Origin of the sequence: Treponema parvum, from assembly GCF_017893965.1 — a bacterium.
Classification (GTDB): Bacteria; Spirochaetota; Spirochaetia; order Treponematales; family Treponemataceae; genus Treponema_D; species Treponema_D parvum.
In genome coordinates, this window is the sequence record NZ_CP054142.1 from 1,761,675 (window position 1) to 1,775,152 (window position 13,478).

18 protein-coding genes are annotated in these 13,478 nt (G+C 46.1%); 3 read left to right on the forward strand and 15 right to left on the reverse strand.

The features are described from left to right. The first annotated feature begins 20 nt into the window (after positions 1 to 20). Complete coding sequence (locus tag HRQ91_RS07735) at positions 21 to 851, forward strand: pyridoxamine kinase (RefSeq protein WP_210119019.1); 831 nt, start codon at positions 21 to 23, stop codon at positions 849 to 851. 56 nt (positions 852 to 907) lie between these two features. Here the strand turns inward: HRQ91_RS07735 and HRQ91_RS07740 are convergent, their stop codons facing one another. The 14 genes from HRQ91_RS07740 to HRQ91_RS07805 all read right to left on the reverse strand — a co-directional run bounded on the left by HRQ91_RS07740 (position 908) and on the right by HRQ91_RS07805 (position 11,738). After that, the gene (locus tag HRQ91_RS07740; RefSeq protein WP_210119020.1) at positions 908 to 1,372 is read right to left on the reverse strand and encodes a hypothetical protein; all 465 of its coding nucleotides are present in this window, start codon (positions 1,370 to 1,372) and stop codon (positions 908 to 910) included. 54 nt (positions 1,373 to 1,426) lie between these two features. Next, a complete protein-coding gene (locus HRQ91_RS07745) occupies positions 1,427 to 1,615 on the reverse strand; it encodes a hypothetical protein (protein ID WP_210118261.1) in 189 nt (62 codons plus the stop codon). Continuing rightward, positions 1,612 to 1,974, reverse strand: a complete 363-nt coding sequence (locus HRQ91_RS07750; RefSeq protein WP_210119021.1) for a YraN family protein — start codon at positions 1,972 to 1,974, stop codon at positions 1,612 to 1,614. The genes HRQ91_RS07745 and HRQ91_RS07750 overlap by 4 nt, the downstream gene beginning before the upstream one ends. Before the next feature lie 26 nt (positions 1,975 to 2,000). Beyond that, positions 2,001 to 2,294 (reverse strand): phosphohydrolase, encoded by a 294-nt coding sequence (locus tag HRQ91_RS07755; RefSeq protein WP_210119022.1) that lies wholly within the window; start codon positions 2,292 to 2,294, stop codon positions 2,001 to 2,003. Then, positions 2,287 to 2,547, reverse strand: coding sequence for an EscU/YscU/HrcU family type III secretion system export apparatus switch protein (locus tag HRQ91_RS07760; RefSeq protein WP_210119023.1), 261 nt, complete (start codon positions 2,545 to 2,547; stop codon positions 2,287 to 2,289). Before HRQ91_RS07760 ends, HRQ91_RS07755 begins: the two co-directional genes overlap by 8 nt. Further along, positions 2,544 to 3,668 carry a hypothetical protein gene (locus HRQ91_RS07765; protein WP_210119024.1) on the reverse strand — a complete coding sequence of 375 codons (1,125 nt, stop codon included), beginning with the start codon at positions 3,666 to 3,668 and terminating at the stop codon, positions 2,544 to 2,546. The genes HRQ91_RS07760 and HRQ91_RS07765 overlap by 4 nt, the downstream gene beginning before the upstream one ends. 18 nt (positions 3,669 to 3,686) lie before the next feature. Beyond that, positions 3,687 to 4,133, reverse strand: a complete 447-nt coding sequence (rplS, locus tag HRQ91_RS07770; protein WP_420832847.1) for a 50S ribosomal protein L19 — start codon at positions 4,131 to 4,133, stop codon at positions 3,687 to 3,689. A gap of 27 nt (positions 4,134 to 4,160) precedes the next feature. Further along, positions 4,161 to 4,946, reverse strand: a complete 786-nt coding sequence (gene trmD, locus HRQ91_RS07775; protein WP_210119025.1) for a tRNA (guanosine(37)-N1)-methyltransferase TrmD — start codon at positions 4,944 to 4,946, stop codon at positions 4,161 to 4,163. Between the two features lie 4 nt (positions 4,947 to 4,950). Continuing rightward, the gene (rimM, locus tag HRQ91_RS07780; protein ID WP_246473191.1) at positions 4,951 to 5,541 is read right to left on the reverse strand and encodes a ribosome maturation factor RimM; all 591 of its coding nucleotides are present in this window, start codon (positions 5,539 to 5,541) and stop codon (positions 4,951 to 4,953) included. Positions 5,542 to 5,550: 9 nt separating this feature from the next. Beyond that, positions 5,551 to 5,784 (reverse strand): KH domain-containing protein, encoded by a 234-nt coding sequence (locus tag HRQ91_RS07785; protein ID WP_210118253.1) that lies wholly within the window; start codon positions 5,782 to 5,784, stop codon positions 5,551 to 5,553. An 18-nt stretch (positions 5,785 to 5,802) separates the two neighbouring features. Further along, positions 5,803 to 6,042, reverse strand: a complete 240-nt coding sequence (gene rpsP, locus HRQ91_RS07790) for a 30S ribosomal protein S16 (RefSeq protein ID WP_210119026.1) — start codon at positions 6,040 to 6,042, stop codon at positions 5,803 to 5,805. A 210-nt stretch (positions 6,043 to 6,252) separates the two neighbouring features. After that, positions 6,253 to 7,077 (reverse strand): Rpn family recombination-promoting nuclease/putative transposase, encoded by an 825-nt coding sequence (locus HRQ91_RS07795; RefSeq protein WP_210119027.1) that lies wholly within the window; start codon positions 7,075 to 7,077, stop codon positions 6,253 to 6,255. 188 nt (positions 7,078 to 7,265) lie between these two features. Beyond that, positions 7,266 to 8,627: a leucine-rich repeat domain-containing protein gene (locus HRQ91_RS07800; protein ID WP_210119028.1), complete on the reverse strand. Its 1,362-nt coding sequence runs from the start codon at positions 8,625 to 8,627 to the stop codon at positions 7,266 to 7,268. A gap of 243 nt (positions 8,628 to 8,870) precedes the next feature. Further along, positions 8,871 to 11,738, reverse strand: a complete 2,868-nt coding sequence (locus tag HRQ91_RS07805) for a right-handed parallel beta-helix repeat-containing protein (protein WP_210119029.1) — start codon at positions 11,736 to 11,738, stop codon at positions 8,871 to 8,873. Positions 11,739 to 11,951: 213 nt separating this feature from the next. Between HRQ91_RS07805 and HRQ91_RS07810 the strand changes: the two genes are divergently transcribed. After that, positions 11,952 to 12,263, forward strand: a complete 312-nt coding sequence (locus HRQ91_RS07810; RefSeq protein ID WP_210119030.1) for a BrnT family toxin — start codon at positions 11,952 to 11,954, stop codon at positions 12,261 to 12,263. After that, positions 12,232 to 12,495, forward strand: a complete 264-nt coding sequence (locus tag HRQ91_RS07815; protein ID WP_210119031.1) for a hypothetical protein — start codon at positions 12,232 to 12,234, stop codon at positions 12,493 to 12,495. Before HRQ91_RS07810 ends, HRQ91_RS07815 begins: the two co-directional genes overlap by 32 nt. A 25-nt stretch (positions 12,496 to 12,520) precedes the next feature. Here HRQ91_RS07815 and HRQ91_RS07820 read toward each other — a convergent pair whose 3' ends face one another. Next, positions 12,521 to 13,447, reverse strand: coding sequence for an Rpn family recombination-promoting nuclease/putative transposase (locus HRQ91_RS07820; RefSeq protein WP_210119032.1), 927 nt, complete (start codon positions 13,445 to 13,447; stop codon positions 12,521 to 12,523). Positions 13,448 to 13,478 lie beyond the last annotated feature (31 nt).

The following is a 13,478-nucleotide window of genomic DNA, read 5'->3' on the forward strand; positions in this document are numbered from 1 at the left end:
TTTCAAGTACGGGAGAATTTATGAAAAGAATCGTCACTGTTCAAGATATTTCGTGCGTCGGCAAGTGTTCGCTAACCGTCGCGCTGCCGATCATTTCCGCGATGGGCATAGAGACCGCCGTAATTCCTACGGCAGTCCTTTCAACGCACACCGCTTTTAAAGGATTTACTTTCCGCGATCTTACGGAAGACATTACGCCGATACTAGATCATTGGAAAAAAGAAAAAATAATCTTTGACGCAATTTACACAGGATATCTGGGATCGTTTCGCCAATTGGAGCTCATGAAAAAGATGTTCGGTGATTTTAAAAACGACGGAACGCTTATTTTTGTGGATCCCTGTATGGCGGACAACGGGAATTTATACCCGGGTTTTACGAAAGAATTTGCGGCGGCGATGGCAAAACTCGCTTGCCTTGCGGACATAATCGTTCCGAACATGACCGAAGCTTCGTTTATGCTGAATATTCCGTATAAAGACTCAGGATACGATCTGAAATATGTAGAAAACATATTGGTTGAGCTTGCCGCACTCGGCGCAAAAAAAGTGATTTTAAAAGGCGTAAGTTTTGAAAGCAAAAAAATCGGAGTGATGTGCTACGACGGTGAAACAAAGGCTTTTTCTTCGTATTTTCATGAAAAACTGCCTTTCAGTTTTCACGGGACGGGCGATATTTTTGCAAGCGTATGTGCAGGTGCCCTTCTGCGCGGACTTTCCGAAGAAAAAGCCGTAGCCCTTGCAGCCGATTTTGTAGTAAGGGCGATAAAGGCGACGGTAAAAAACCAAAATCACAACTGGTACGGCGTGGATTTTGAAAGTGAAATTCCGTTTTTGGTAGGCTCGCTCTGATGAGCCGGCTCGCTCGGACAGGTCAACTCTGTAAGTTCGTTCGGTTTGATCAGCTTCTAGGTCTGACTGTAAAGCCCTGAAATTTCAGAGCGCCATTCATTTTTTTTACCGGGTTCTTCCCATTCTATTATCTTTTCGATTTTAAAATGCTTCGTGTCCTCGGGATCGGCGAACGAAAGAACCGCAAAACGCCCCTGCCCTATGTACGAAAAACGCTCGTTCTCTTTAAGCGTTTCATTTTTAGAAGCTATGGATAAGGCGCAGTCAAAATGTATTGGAGCGCCTGTGTTTTTGTCGGCCAAAGCGGAAGACAAATCTTCTATAATTTTTCCGCAAACGGGGCATACAACTTCCTTGTCTTTAAAATCTCTGATAGCTTTTTCTTTATTTAAAACATCCGTACGCGTTTCTCTGGGCACAACGTGGGGTACGGCCATATTGGCGGCATTTTTGTGATTATAATTTTTATCGTTCCAGTTACGACGATTGTTATGATTTTTCCGTCTTCCGTTTCTGTCCATAAAGATTTCCTTTGATTTTCACTGCGATGTAAAATGAATTACAAAAAGAGCGAATCAGCCGTGCAGCGTCCTGTGCATATAATTGTCTACAAGCCTGTTGCTCATTACCTGCGCTATCCGCTGAATAGCGCCGTCTACGTACTCATTATCGCTTATTTTCTTCCTTAACTCAAGAATTCTAGGAGAAACAGCATCTTTACGATCTTGCGCAGGATCTTTGCGCATATTATTTTTTGTCATCATAAGACCCCAAAAAAGGCATTTTCTATGTGATAGACGGGCGGGAACCCCGGCATATCCACTACTATCACATCAAAACGAATAAACCTGTTATTATATTTTCGATTGATTGTAAGAAAACATTTAGCCGTTTCCGTAATTCTTTTCTGTTTTCTGCGGTTTAATTCGTGTTCCAAAGTGGAAAGGGATCCGCTAGGCAAGGTCTTTACTTCGACAAAGACGATCGTTTCTTCTTTGAGCGCTATTATGTCAATTTCTCCTGATCTCGTCCTCCAATTTCTGTCTAAAATAGTAAAACCGTGCTGCTCAAGGTACAAAGCGGCACGGTCTTCTCCATTTTTGCCTAAGACAATCTTATTCACTGTAAATAAAAATCGCGCCCGAAAAACTAAACTTCTTCAAGTTCTTCCAATTCTTCGACGTCTTCGGCATCTTGAACCGTGGGAACTGCAGAAACCACAGCAGGAACAGGAACCGCAGCGACAGGTGCGCTGTCTTTTATTTCCCGCCCGTAAGTAAGCAAAAAAGGAATCGCCCAGCGTTTTAAAGCTGCGATATGGTAGGGCTTTACCGTTTTTCCTTCGGCCAAAAACATGTTCTTCCCGTCGTCAAAAAAAACCGGGGCGGAAAAACGCATTCCGTCCTTTATGTCGGAAGATTCAATCCTGATAAAATTATTCATTTTTATCTCCGATATATCCGATAAAAGCAAATATTTTTGCTACAATTTCCCACGTTTGCTCTGGTATACAGCTTCCCACTTCCTGAAACGACAAAACTTCCGCAAGAGCGTCGTCTCTTACGACGGCTACGTCGTTTTCTTCGGCTATTTTTAAAAGGCGCTGTGCAAGCAGCCCTTTCGCCGACGCCGTAATAAAAGGAGCCTGGGCGTTTTCAGGATAACGCAGCGCAACCGCTTTTTTGACAAAGTTCACACCAAGCCTCTAACAAAATCCACAGGCAAATTATCCGTAAAAAAAGGAGTCGCCTCTCCCCGAATCCTTTCAACTTCAACAGAGTTTTCGCTTGACGACAAAAAAAGCTTAAGAGCGTCCCGAACTCTGTCAAAACCCGACGAAGGCGGAGGTTCGATTGAAAAAAGAACCTTTTTAAAATAACCCGCTTTATTATCATAGTATACCACAAAAGTATACTCCTGTCCGTCCGTATTTGCCGAAACGACCATTTTTTTTACATTCTTTTTTGCAAGATCAAGGCAAAGCCTTAAATTTCCGCTGCCCAGCATTTTTTTTCCCGGAAAAGAAAAATCAAAAGGAAGAACTATCCAATGGGTGCCGGAAGAATCCTTATCGACAAGGTGATTAAAAAGCGTCAATTCAGCGCATTTTCGGTCGTTCCCGTATGCAAAAGAGGCATCATCAAAAAACAAGGATTTAAAATCCGCCGCGGTTTCGCCTGCTTCATCCGCTTCACCCGATCCCCGGCCGTCCGATTCGCCGAATTCTCTGCCGCTCGATTCACCGAATTCCCGGCCGCTCGACAAAACGGCTTTTATCACCTTGTCGGAGCTTTCCATTCCGTTTTTTTCAAGAAGAAGAGCCGCTTCCGCCGCCGCCGTCTCTTCTCCCGAAAAACGGAGAGCCGCAGAACGCGCTTTAGATAAAAGGCGCGCATCAAAACGCAGGCCGAGCTCTCTGAGCTGTTGAAACAGACGGAGCGACAATGTGTCGGGGACAAGCCCCAACGACAAAAAATACTCAACGAGAACAGGATCGGAAATAGACTGCAGAGCGGATGAAGAACTGTCGGACAAGATTTTTTTTAGGACAAATGCGTCCGGCAAAACGGAACCGTGCGGAATGAGGGCTACGTTGCCGTTTTGTAATGTTATTTTTGCCTGAAAAGAGCTGCCGGGAATCAGAGGAGAACGTGCATGAACCGAAAACCTCGAACCGCCGAAGGAAACCGTGTAGCGGCCGTCGGAATCGGCGGAAAGCACACGAACAAATACAAGGCTTCCCTCCCGCAGTTCCGACCTTTGGCCGGGACTGTTCAGGGAAGATACGGAATGTATGTATACGCCGGACGTACTCATACAAATTATTAAACGGTATTAAGCCTGGCTTTCCGCTTCGGCCTTTACGGTCGCTTCCTTAGCGGCGGCGGCGGCGGCTGCTGCGGCATTGCGGGCTGCCATAGCGGCGGCGACTTTTCCGCCAACTAATTCCTTAACCTTCGCAGCCTTACCTACCTTATCACGCAGATAATACAGTTTCGAACGGCGCACTTTTCCGGCATGAACAACTTCAACCTGCATGATACGCGGAGAATTCAACGGGAAAACACGCTCGACGCCGACGCCGTAAGAATTTTTACGAACGGTAAAAGTTCGGCCGATTCCGCTGTTTTTCATACAAAGGACTATTCCTTCGTAAATCTGTACACGTTCCGTCTTACCTTCGACAATTTTAAAGTGAACTTTTACGGTATCGCCGACATTAAATTTTTGGGCGCCCGGACGTTTATTTTGTTCTTCAATTGTTCTTATCAGATCCATAATTTCTCCATTAAAAGTCGCGTCGATCGATCAAAGGGATTTTTTCCTTTCGGATCTTTTGCGCTTTTTAGCCTTTTTTAAAAAAGACTGCTGTGTTATTTCCTCAATCAATTTTTCGGCTTCCGAAGTAAGCTGCCCGGACAAACGCAAAGACCATATCAAATCGGGACGGTTTGCAAGCGTTTTTTCCAAACGTTTTTTCAGACGCCATTTACGAATATTTTCATGATTCCCCGAAGTTAAAACGTCGGGAACTTCAAGCCCCTTGTACACAGGCGGTCTGGTGTACTGAGGATATTCCAAAAGCCCATCGGAATAGCTTTCTTCTTCAAGCGATCCGCTGGAAATTACGCCTTCGATAAGCCTGTATACGGTATCGATTATGACGATAGAGGACACTTCTCCGCTTGACATAACGTAATCTCCTATTGAGATTTCCTCGTCAACGTAATAATCGATTATTCTTTGGTCGATACCTTCGTATCTTCCGCAGATTATCACAAGCTCGTCTTTAAGGCTTAGCTCCTGTGCTCTTTTTTGCGTAAACGGTCTGCCGCCGGGCGTTACGTAAATAACGTACTTTCGGCCTGACCGTACGCTGTCAAGCGCACTTCCGAGAGGGCCCGGAAGCATAAGCTGTCCGGCTCCTCCGCCATACGGACTGTCGTCACAGGTTCGGTGTTTATCAATGGCAAAATCCCTGATATTCACCAGATCGTAGGCTATAATTCCCTTTTCAACCGCTTTCGCCATGATTGAGGTTTCAAAATAGGCGCTCAAGATTTCAGGGAATAAGGTCAGCACGGTAAATTTCATGGAATTACTCCAGAATCCAGAGGTGCATCAACTCAATCTCTTTTCTTTTAACATCGACATTGCGTATGTGCTCGTAATTAAAAGGAACAAATACGCTCCTGCTTTTGCCGGAAGCCGTATATCGTATGTCTTTTGAAAGAAGACTGCAGTTCTCGGAGATAGAAACTTCAAATAAGTAACCGCCTCCGCCTTCCAATACGTCTGTGACTGTACCCACCTTTACGGCGGATGCAGATTTGTCTTTCAATCCGTCCTTGTCCTCATCAAAATAAACAAGAGAACACTGTTTTAGATCGTCAATATACCACTCGTTTTTATTTAAAGGAGCGGCATATTTTCGCGGAACAACTATTTCCCATCTGTTGTACTTTCGTACCTCATCGGGTGAATCGATATCCGCAAGTTTCATATACAAGGTGCTGTCTGCAGGCTTTACATATTCAACCTTAAAGATCTTTTGCTCGCCTGAGCCCCTCAAAGTGACTTCTCTAAGAACAAGAATATGTTCAAATTCTCCCGAAGCACTTTCTACTCTGAATTCCCCCGTAACGCCGTGGGCGCCTCGGACGAAACCGACCGTAACCTGTTCAAGCACGATCGTTCCCTAGTCCAATATTTCAAGACTGTAACGTTTTCCGTCTCTGACGGCGGACGCGCTTAAAACGGTACGCAAAGCTTTGGCTATTCTTCCGTACTTGCCGATAACTTTTCCAATATCGCTGTCAGCAACTTTAAGCTGAATAACGGATCCTCTGTCGCCTTCCGTTTCCGTTACTGAAACAGCATCGGGATCATCGACCAATGATTTTGCAATATATTCGATCAGGTCTTTTTCCATACTGGCTGCTCCCATATCTTATTTTGCCGCTTTTTTGATCAATTTACCGACAGTTTCCGTGGGCTGTGCGCCGACGCTGAGCCAGTACTTAACGCGTTCAACATTAAAAGAAACTTGATCGCCTTCTTTTGCAATCGGACGATATGTTCCAAGTTCTTCAATGCAGACGCCGTCACGCGGCTTACGCACATCCTGAACGACAATACGATAGTACGGTTGCTTTTGCGCGCCGAATTTCTTTAGTCTGATCTTTACCACCTGCTTACCTCCGTAAAAGACTCAAACGGAATGACGTCAAGTCTTAAAATATATGCCGCAATACAATGCGATATAAGAAAATAGTTTAACGCAAACAAAGGATTTAGTCAAAGGGCGTAAAAAGCCTGCCAAGCATTGAGTTTACGCTCAACTTAGCAAAGAATACCCCCATACACGGAGGTGTAATCAAGTGCAGGTTTTATGCCGGTCTCAAAGGTTTTCCACTTCTTCTTTGGTGAGGCCGGTCATTGTACAAATTTCGGCAATGGGGTAATTATGTGTACGCATAAGTTTTGCCGTTTCAAGTTTTGTCTGGTATGCGCCGTCGGCAAAGCCTTGTTGGACACCTTGTTTTATACCTTGTTTTATGCCTTGTTGTATGCCGTCCCTTCGCGCATCCATTTCAAATGATTGTATTAACATGTACTCTTTCCTCCTCTCCTCATTTTCTTTTAGTTCTTTGATATACCCGTCTATCTTGCGGATAAACGGTTTATCGCTTACAACGCCGTTCATGTATTCCAAAAAAGCTTTGAGTTCAGCGTCAGGCTCTTTATCTGCTGCAGTACTGTTGATAATGACTTTGGTTACGCCGTCCTGTAATGCGATTGTGTTATCTTCGCTGCATATCGTTTTGAAGGTATATACCGGGAGGCCTCTATTCAGGTAGTCGAATGGGCAAAAAAAGATGATGAACAAATCGTGTAAGTCGGTATAATGCCCGCCCTTTTCAAGGCTGCTTACGTCGATAACCGATTGATAGTAGCGCAATCGTTTAGCAAGGTCTTGTTTATTTGTTGTTTGCATTTCAACGTCATAAACGCTGCCGTTGCTGCCGGTAACCCATACATCAAGGCGTATGCTTTTTGCATAGCCTGCTTGGCCAAAGGTTTTTTGATAGGTTATATCGCTAATCGGCCCTATTGAGTCTGCAAGTATCATATTCAATACCGCTGTACAGATAGATTTATCCTGCATAACCGCGCAAAACATATAATCGTCGATAATCGTTAAATCGTCAAAGCGTTTGCTCATAGACCGCCCCTCTCTTGTCCGTATTATACCACAGTTGCAGCAATTTTATGAGGGAATATGTTTTTCAATGAGTAATGGGTAGGTCTGATCCGAGCGATACGAGAAGCTCGTATAAGGCGATGCGAGTCATTCGCATAACGGCATGCGAGAGTCTCGCATAGAGCGGTACGAAACGCTCGAGTGCGGCGTTAGATCTCCTCCCCAGGCCCGTTCATCTTCCGTTTATACATCTTCCACTTCTTTACCGTTTTTGCATTATTAAAGGCTGCGGCCAGGTCTGACGGAGTGCTAAAATCTGTGTGATTGCCCTCCGTAACACCCGGTTCTTCGGTGTAAAGAACACACTTTGCCTCATCACTATCCTGCCGCTGGGGTAAATCGTCAAAGAGCTTTTTAAATGCGTCTGCGTTAAGCCGGTTGCCGTAGCAGGCCAGCCCTTTCAAAGCGGTTAGGCCATGCACGTTAAGGACTGTCAGCTGACTGTTGGAGCAGAGCAACTGTTGTAAGGCAGTGCAGCCTTGCACGTTAAGTTCGGTCAGCTGATTGTAGCCGCACCACAGCTTTTTCAAAGAGGTGCAGCCTTGCACATTAAGGGTGGTAAGCTGATTGCCGGCGCACTCCAGCTCTTTCAAAGCCGTGCAGTCTTGTGCGTTAAGGGCGGTAAGCTGCTTGTTGCGGCAGTCCAGATATTGCAAAGCAGTTAGGCCTTGTACGTTAAGAGCGGTAAGCTGATTGTAGTAGCACCTCAGCGCTTCCAAAGCGGTTAAGCCATGCACATTAAGCTCGGTTAGCTGATTGTTGCCGCACCACAACGTTTTCAAAGAGGTGCAGCCCTGCACGTTAAGAGAGGTAAGCTGATTGTCGCGGCACCACAGCCCTTCCAAAGCGGTACAGCTCTGCGCGTTAAGTTCGGTGAGCGAACTTTCGACGCACCACAGCTCTTTCAAAGCGGTTAAGCCCTGCACGTCAAGAGCAGTAAGCCGGTTGCCGCTGCAGTGCAGCACTTGCAAAGCAGTTAGGCCCTGCACGTTAAGAGAGGTAAGCTGATTAACATCGCACTCCAGCCTTCGCAAAGCCGTTAAGCCTTGTACATCAAGAGCGGTAAGCTGATTGACGCTGCAGGACAGCACTTGCAAGGCATTTAAACCTTGAACGTTAAGGGCAGTCAGTTTATTTTGAATGTTATTATAACTGCCATTATATTTGTAAACACCACAATACAGCTCGATAATTTTGCCTTTAAGGATAACGACAGTGCCTTTTGCATGCAGCACGGTTTCGGTGCCGCTGGCAAGCGTTGTTTCATTGCAGCCTTCTATCACAACGGGGTTACCGTCTGAGGTTGTTACCTTAACTGTGATGTCGAGCTTATCGGGGCTTAAGATGAGCGAGGCGCCGCCTTCGACAAAGGGGGCTTCATGCACTGTTCCGCCTATACCCGAACCGCTGCCGCCCGCCGATTGTTTACAGCCGATAAACACTGCGATAAGCAGCACAAAAGCCGCTCCCCAAAAGGCAAAGGTCTTTGTTTTTGAATGACGTGTTTTCATAGTACTCACTCCTTTCAAAAGATTTTTTTATCTAGGGAGAGAGAGGCAACCCCGTTCAGTCGGCACAGATGGAGGTTTTCTCTTCTGCCCCAAAATAAGTCTTTTATCCGTTCCGACCTCCTGCCGGACAATTTGAATATTGCGGCAAGGATGCTGCAACAGCCGACTGTATGCGAGTGTTGAAAACGGAACAGGTCGTTCCGTTTTCATACAGGTGCAGTTTTTAAACAATTTACCCATTACTTATGGGACGGGCTGCAGTTGGCCTGCATTACCAACCTTCACAATTTTCCAGTTCTTCAGGGTGAGGGGTGATAGCTGGAATACTTGCGGTGTTACTTCAAACTTCAACACATCAGCATTACTAAGTGGATAAGAGTCAGGAGTGCCCTCGCCTTCGACAACATTCCGCCAATGATAGCCGGATACCTGAGGGAAGGCATAATCATTCCTCATCGTGAGTCTTGCTACAGGGGTACTAGCCAGCTGAGCGGTAACGATAATAACCGCTTTCTGGTTGCTTCCACTACCACCAGAAGCAGGAATATCATGCAAATACACGTCGTTAAAGCTCTTTGTTAGAGTATTTGACGTTGAGGACGGGGTAATAGCAGCACTGCCGGACATCTTAAATACGGTTTCGACATCGGCATACACGCCGCCGCCTGCGGCCTCATTCGCTGTATTCGCTTCGGCGGTGCAGCCGGTAATGGTGCCGCCTTCCATAGTAAAGCTGCCTTTTTTATCGCCGTCGGCTTTAATGCACACGCCGCCGCCTTTTGCAGTGGAATAACCGGAGCCGCCTGCATGACAATTGGAAATCGTTCCGCCTTTCATTGTAAAGGAGCCCGCTCCTACATATTGAGCTGCATCTATATATACGCCGCCGCCCCATTTTGCTTTATTACCGGATATTGTTGCACCGATTTCCATAATGAATGTACCCGCCGTTCTTACAAACACGCCGCCGCCCGACACAAATGTATCGGGAGCGTCCAGCGCTTCGTTATCGGAAATCGTACCGCCTAACGTAAGTTTGCCGCTTTGTACATACACGCCTCCGCCGCCGGAACCTACTCCGGTTTCACCGGTTGCTTTATTGTGCTGTATGGTGCATCCTGAAGGAATAGTGTACTCCTTCGTCCCTCCTTCAATATAAATGCCGCCGCCTCTCCTTGCTTTGTTGCCATCCGTTGCCGCACTGCCGCCGATGGTTGAGTTATTAAGTGTAAGAGTGCTTTCTTTGCAGTAAATTGCGCCGCCTCTTCCTTCTCCTGTTGCTGTTCCTGTTGCGGTACAGCTCTTTATCTGCGTATTTTTCAAGGTAACTTTGGCACTGCTTATTGCATGAATGCCGCCGCCGTATTTTGCCTTACAGTTTTCGATAAGGACATTTTTTGCCTCAAGTTTTCCGCCTGCGCAGTAAATTGCACCGCCGGATTCGCTTACATAACTAGCGGTGTTATTTCCGTTTTGCAGGGTCAGTTTTTCAAGGGTTAAGTCGCCGGTGCTCGATATATCAAAAATAAAGGTGCGGTTATCTGCATTCAATTTATCGGTTTGATAGCCCGTTTTGCCCCGTATCGCAACGGTTCTCCTATTCACCTTAATTTGTTCTGCTCCGTTGGGGGCTTTTATTTCGCCGTCTATAATGATGACGGCGGCAGCAGTGTTGGGGTCGTCGTTTTCTACCGCAGCTTTTAACGCTGCCCATGCACTGGATTGCCCTCCCCACGTAGCGCTGTCGGCGGGATTGACGGTTATTTCCGCTATTTTGGCTACTTTAACATAAAAGACTTTTTCGACGCCGGCAGCAAAGCCGTCTCCGCCTGCAGTTACGGTTATTTTGTATAAGATTTCCAGACCGGGAGCCGGAGCCGGAAGGCTTATATCAACTTCGTTTTGAGGACTGCTGTTTATGCTGTTGTTTACAGTATCCCACGAACCGCCGTTTTTCTTTTCAACCTTTCCCGTTATTATTGCGCCGATTGTTGCCGTTTTTGCCGTTACGGTAAGCCCCGTATCGCTTAATCCCGCATTTATTGCATACGGAGCCGTTTCGGTGGTTCCGCTTATCTCGGTTGAGCCGTTAAACAGCTGGGCGTCTTGGGCCTTTGTTTCGGTGGATACTGTGTGCGCGGCGGAAGCCAAGCCTTTGCGGTCGACAAGCTTAAACGTATAGGTTTGTGATGCAGTCTGTACTGCCGCATCCGTTTTATAACGCAGCGCCCACGGGTCATCTACCTCGGATTGAACCCAAGCGGGAAGCGACTCCGGTCCCTCGCCGGCGGCGAGTTGGGTAACTTCATCTTTCGTAAGCAGCTTGCGGTTTTCGACGGGAGCAGTCGCGTCGATGTAAAAAGCATCATATCCCGGTGTAAAGGGTATCAAGATTGGATAGTCATTTATTTTCAGCATGGAAATATCTCCGTGCAAAAGCCCGGAAGGAGTACCCCCCGTTTTGTCCATATCTTCGGCTTTTAATATAATGACGTAATAGCGCTTGCCGTGCGCATCGGCAGCGGCCGTTTTGCCGATTGTTATATAGCTCAGCTTAGGCGGCGTATTCGCTTCCAGATTAAACGAATAGGTTTGTCTGAATTTTCTGCCGTCGGTGCTGTAAAGCCTGATCGAAGTCCCTATGTTCGCGCTGCTGCGCTCGTAGCGTTTTAAAAACGCCGGTTTGTACGTTAGCGTCAATGTATCGCGCGAGTTTTGCACAAGCGTATAATCGGCGCCTGTCTCAGGCGGATTTGTTCCCAAAATATCGTGTATGCCGCTTCCGAAAGTTACGATATCCGCCGGCGCCCCGGAAGAACCGGGCATTATGAACGAAAAGTTTTTCGGATTGTGCACGGTGAGCGTAAACACCGCATCGGCCGCCGACGGCACGCATTGAACGCCTGCCGCGTTCGTATGTCCCGGAGACGCCGCCCTGAAATTTGTGATGATGGGTTCCGACGCCCAATAAGAAAAATCTTCTTCTATGTCCGCAAAGAGTTCTTTGCAAGCGGTTAGACTGAAAAGCAGCGCGATACCTGCCGCACAGACGGCGGCGCGTATGACGTTCCTACGCATTACACGATTTCGGTTTTCTTTTTTATTCAGCACAGAGCAACTCTTTCAAATCATAATACATCGTTCAGTATAGCCGCATTATCCGCAGCGACGCTGCTATTGAGGATTATTATACACTTTCCGCTTATTTTCGTGCAAGAGTGCGCATTGTCGAGCGAGAATTTCGTATTATAAATAAAAATGCGTCAATAAAAAATATTGACAAATTGTATACTAAAAATGTATAGCACTATAGGCGCGCATGATATGGGCAAAACGATTATACACGGAAAGTTCGAATGGGATGCCGACAAGGCGGAAGCGAATATCAAAAATCATGGAATCGGTTTTGAAGAAATTCTGCCTATATTTGACGACCCGCTTTTTTGGGAACAGTACGATACGATACATTCAAGCGCCGAAGAAACAAGGTATTTAGGAACCGGAAGAATAAACAATTTTACGGTCGTGATATCCGGTTACACTGACGGAAAGCGGATACGGATTATTTCCGCCGGAATCTCAACCGGAGAAGAGGAAAAGCGATATGAAAAATGGTGCAGCCAATTTTACAGCTGAGCGGGTTTCGAAGCTCCGCAAAAATATTGATTTTTCGGACATTCCCGAAATTAAAGATTTTTCAGGCGGACATCTTCGAAACTGGAAACCGGCAAAAAAACCCGTATCTTTTAGAATCGACCTCGATAATTTGCAGTGGCTGCAGAGCGAAGGCGCTAGAGGCTATCGAAAAAAAATAAACGGTATGCTCCATTGGGCAAGACAGAACGGCTGCCCCATAGCACAAATGTAAATACGCGGGAATTACGTTACCGTTTTCAAAGATTTTCCACCTCTTCTTGGGTAAGACCGGTCATTTGCATAATAAAATCAGTTTCGCAATTAGCTTGTTTCATCAGCTTTGCCGTTTCAAGTGCTTTTCGGTATGAGCCATCGGCAAAACCTTGTTCAATCCCCTTTTCAATTCCTTGTTCAATTCCTTGTTGTATGCCTTGTTCAATGCCTTCGGCAAAAGCTATTCTGCCCGCTTCCTCACAGCGAACAGCAATGTCCGTATCGTAGTCATAATCCGATAATAGCATATTTATTACCTCCCGTGATTTTCGTTGTAAATATTCCTTTAAAATGTCGTTTTGGATGCACTCTTTGATTGCTGCTTCAAATCCATTCTCTTTGTCGAGTGCAGTGTGACGGCGAACCGCTTCTACAAAAAGGCTGTATTCTTCAAGCAGTTTGCAGGCTGTTAAGATTTTATTTGCCTTGTCAGTGTTGATGTTTAAAACCTGCACCGTTAGCTCCAGCGGAGCGTGTTCAGGTTTTATGATAAAAGCATCAGATAACTTTAGAACCGTAGTTTCAGGGTAGTCTTCCGTGCCGTTGTAAAAAACGTAGAACTCCGGCGTGGGAATCTTTTGCAAGGTTCTGTAGTATTTCGCTTTCGGGTCTTGGATTTGCTCATACAGGCGAGCGACATATTGCAGGCAGCGTAATGGCATGTTTTCATTTATCGTAGATTGGTGTTCAGCCAATACGATGATTTTGTTATCAATGAGGCACGATACGTCATTGGACAACTTTGTGTACATTGCCTGCTCAAGCTTGAGCGGTTTCAGTTCCGTCGAAGCATCGAGGTGCGTTCCGTGCAAGGCGTTATAAAGCGATAAAAAGTTTTCTTTTGCACTTTTGTCTTCGCTGAATAAATCGACAAATACCGAATCTTTATACCGGCGGCTGTGTTTTGCCATGGCACCTCCTTACATTTTTATTATACCACAC

Bases quoted from the DNA above. Each gene is read 5' to 3' on its own strand.
- HRQ91_RS07745 (WP_210118261.1), bottom strand. From the start codon at position 1,615: ATGATGACAAAAAATAATATGCGCAAAGATCCTGCGCAAGATCGTAAA.
- HRQ91_RS07810 (WP_210119030.1), top strand. From the start codon at position 11,952: ATGGGCAAAACGATTATACACGGAAAGTTCGAATGGGATGCCGACAAG.
- HRQ91_RS07795 (WP_210119027.1), bottom strand. From the start codon at position 7,077: ATGAGCAAACGCTTTGACGATTTAACGATTATCGACGATTATATGTTT.
- HRQ91_RS07740 (WP_210119020.1), bottom strand. From the start codon at position 1,372: ATGGACAGAAACGGAAGACGGAAAAATCATAACAATCGTCGTAACTGG.
- HRQ91_RS07815 (WP_210119031.1), top strand. From the start codon at position 12,232: ATGAAAAATGGTGCAGCCAATTTTACAGCTGAGCGGGTTTCGAAGCTC.
- HRQ91_RS07820 (WP_210119032.1), bottom strand. From the start codon at position 13,447: ATGGCAAAACACAGCCGCCGGTATAAAGATTCGGTATTTGTCGATTTA.
- HRQ91_RS07735 (WP_210119019.1), top strand. From the start codon at position 21: ATGAAAAGAATCGTCACTGTTCAAGATATTTCGTGCGTCGGCAAGTGT.
- HRQ91_RS07785 (WP_210118253.1), bottom strand. From the start codon at position 5,784: ATGGAAAAAGACCTGATCGAATATATTGCAAAATCATTGGTCGATGAT.
- HRQ91_RS07765 (WP_210119024.1), bottom strand. From the start codon at position 3,668: ATGAGTACGTCCGGCGTATACATACATTCCGTATCTTCCCTGAACAGT.
- HRQ91_RS07800 (WP_210119028.1), bottom strand. From the start codon at position 8,627: ATGAAAACACGTCATTCAAAAACAAAGACCTTTGCCTTTTGGGGAGCG.
- HRQ91_RS07755 (WP_210119022.1), bottom strand. From the start codon at position 2,294: ATGAATAATTTTATCAGGATTGAATCTTCCGACATAAAGGACGGAATG.
- trmD (WP_210119025.1), bottom strand. From the start codon at position 4,946: ATGAAATTTACCGTGCTGACCTTATTCCCTGAAATCTTGAGCGCCTAT.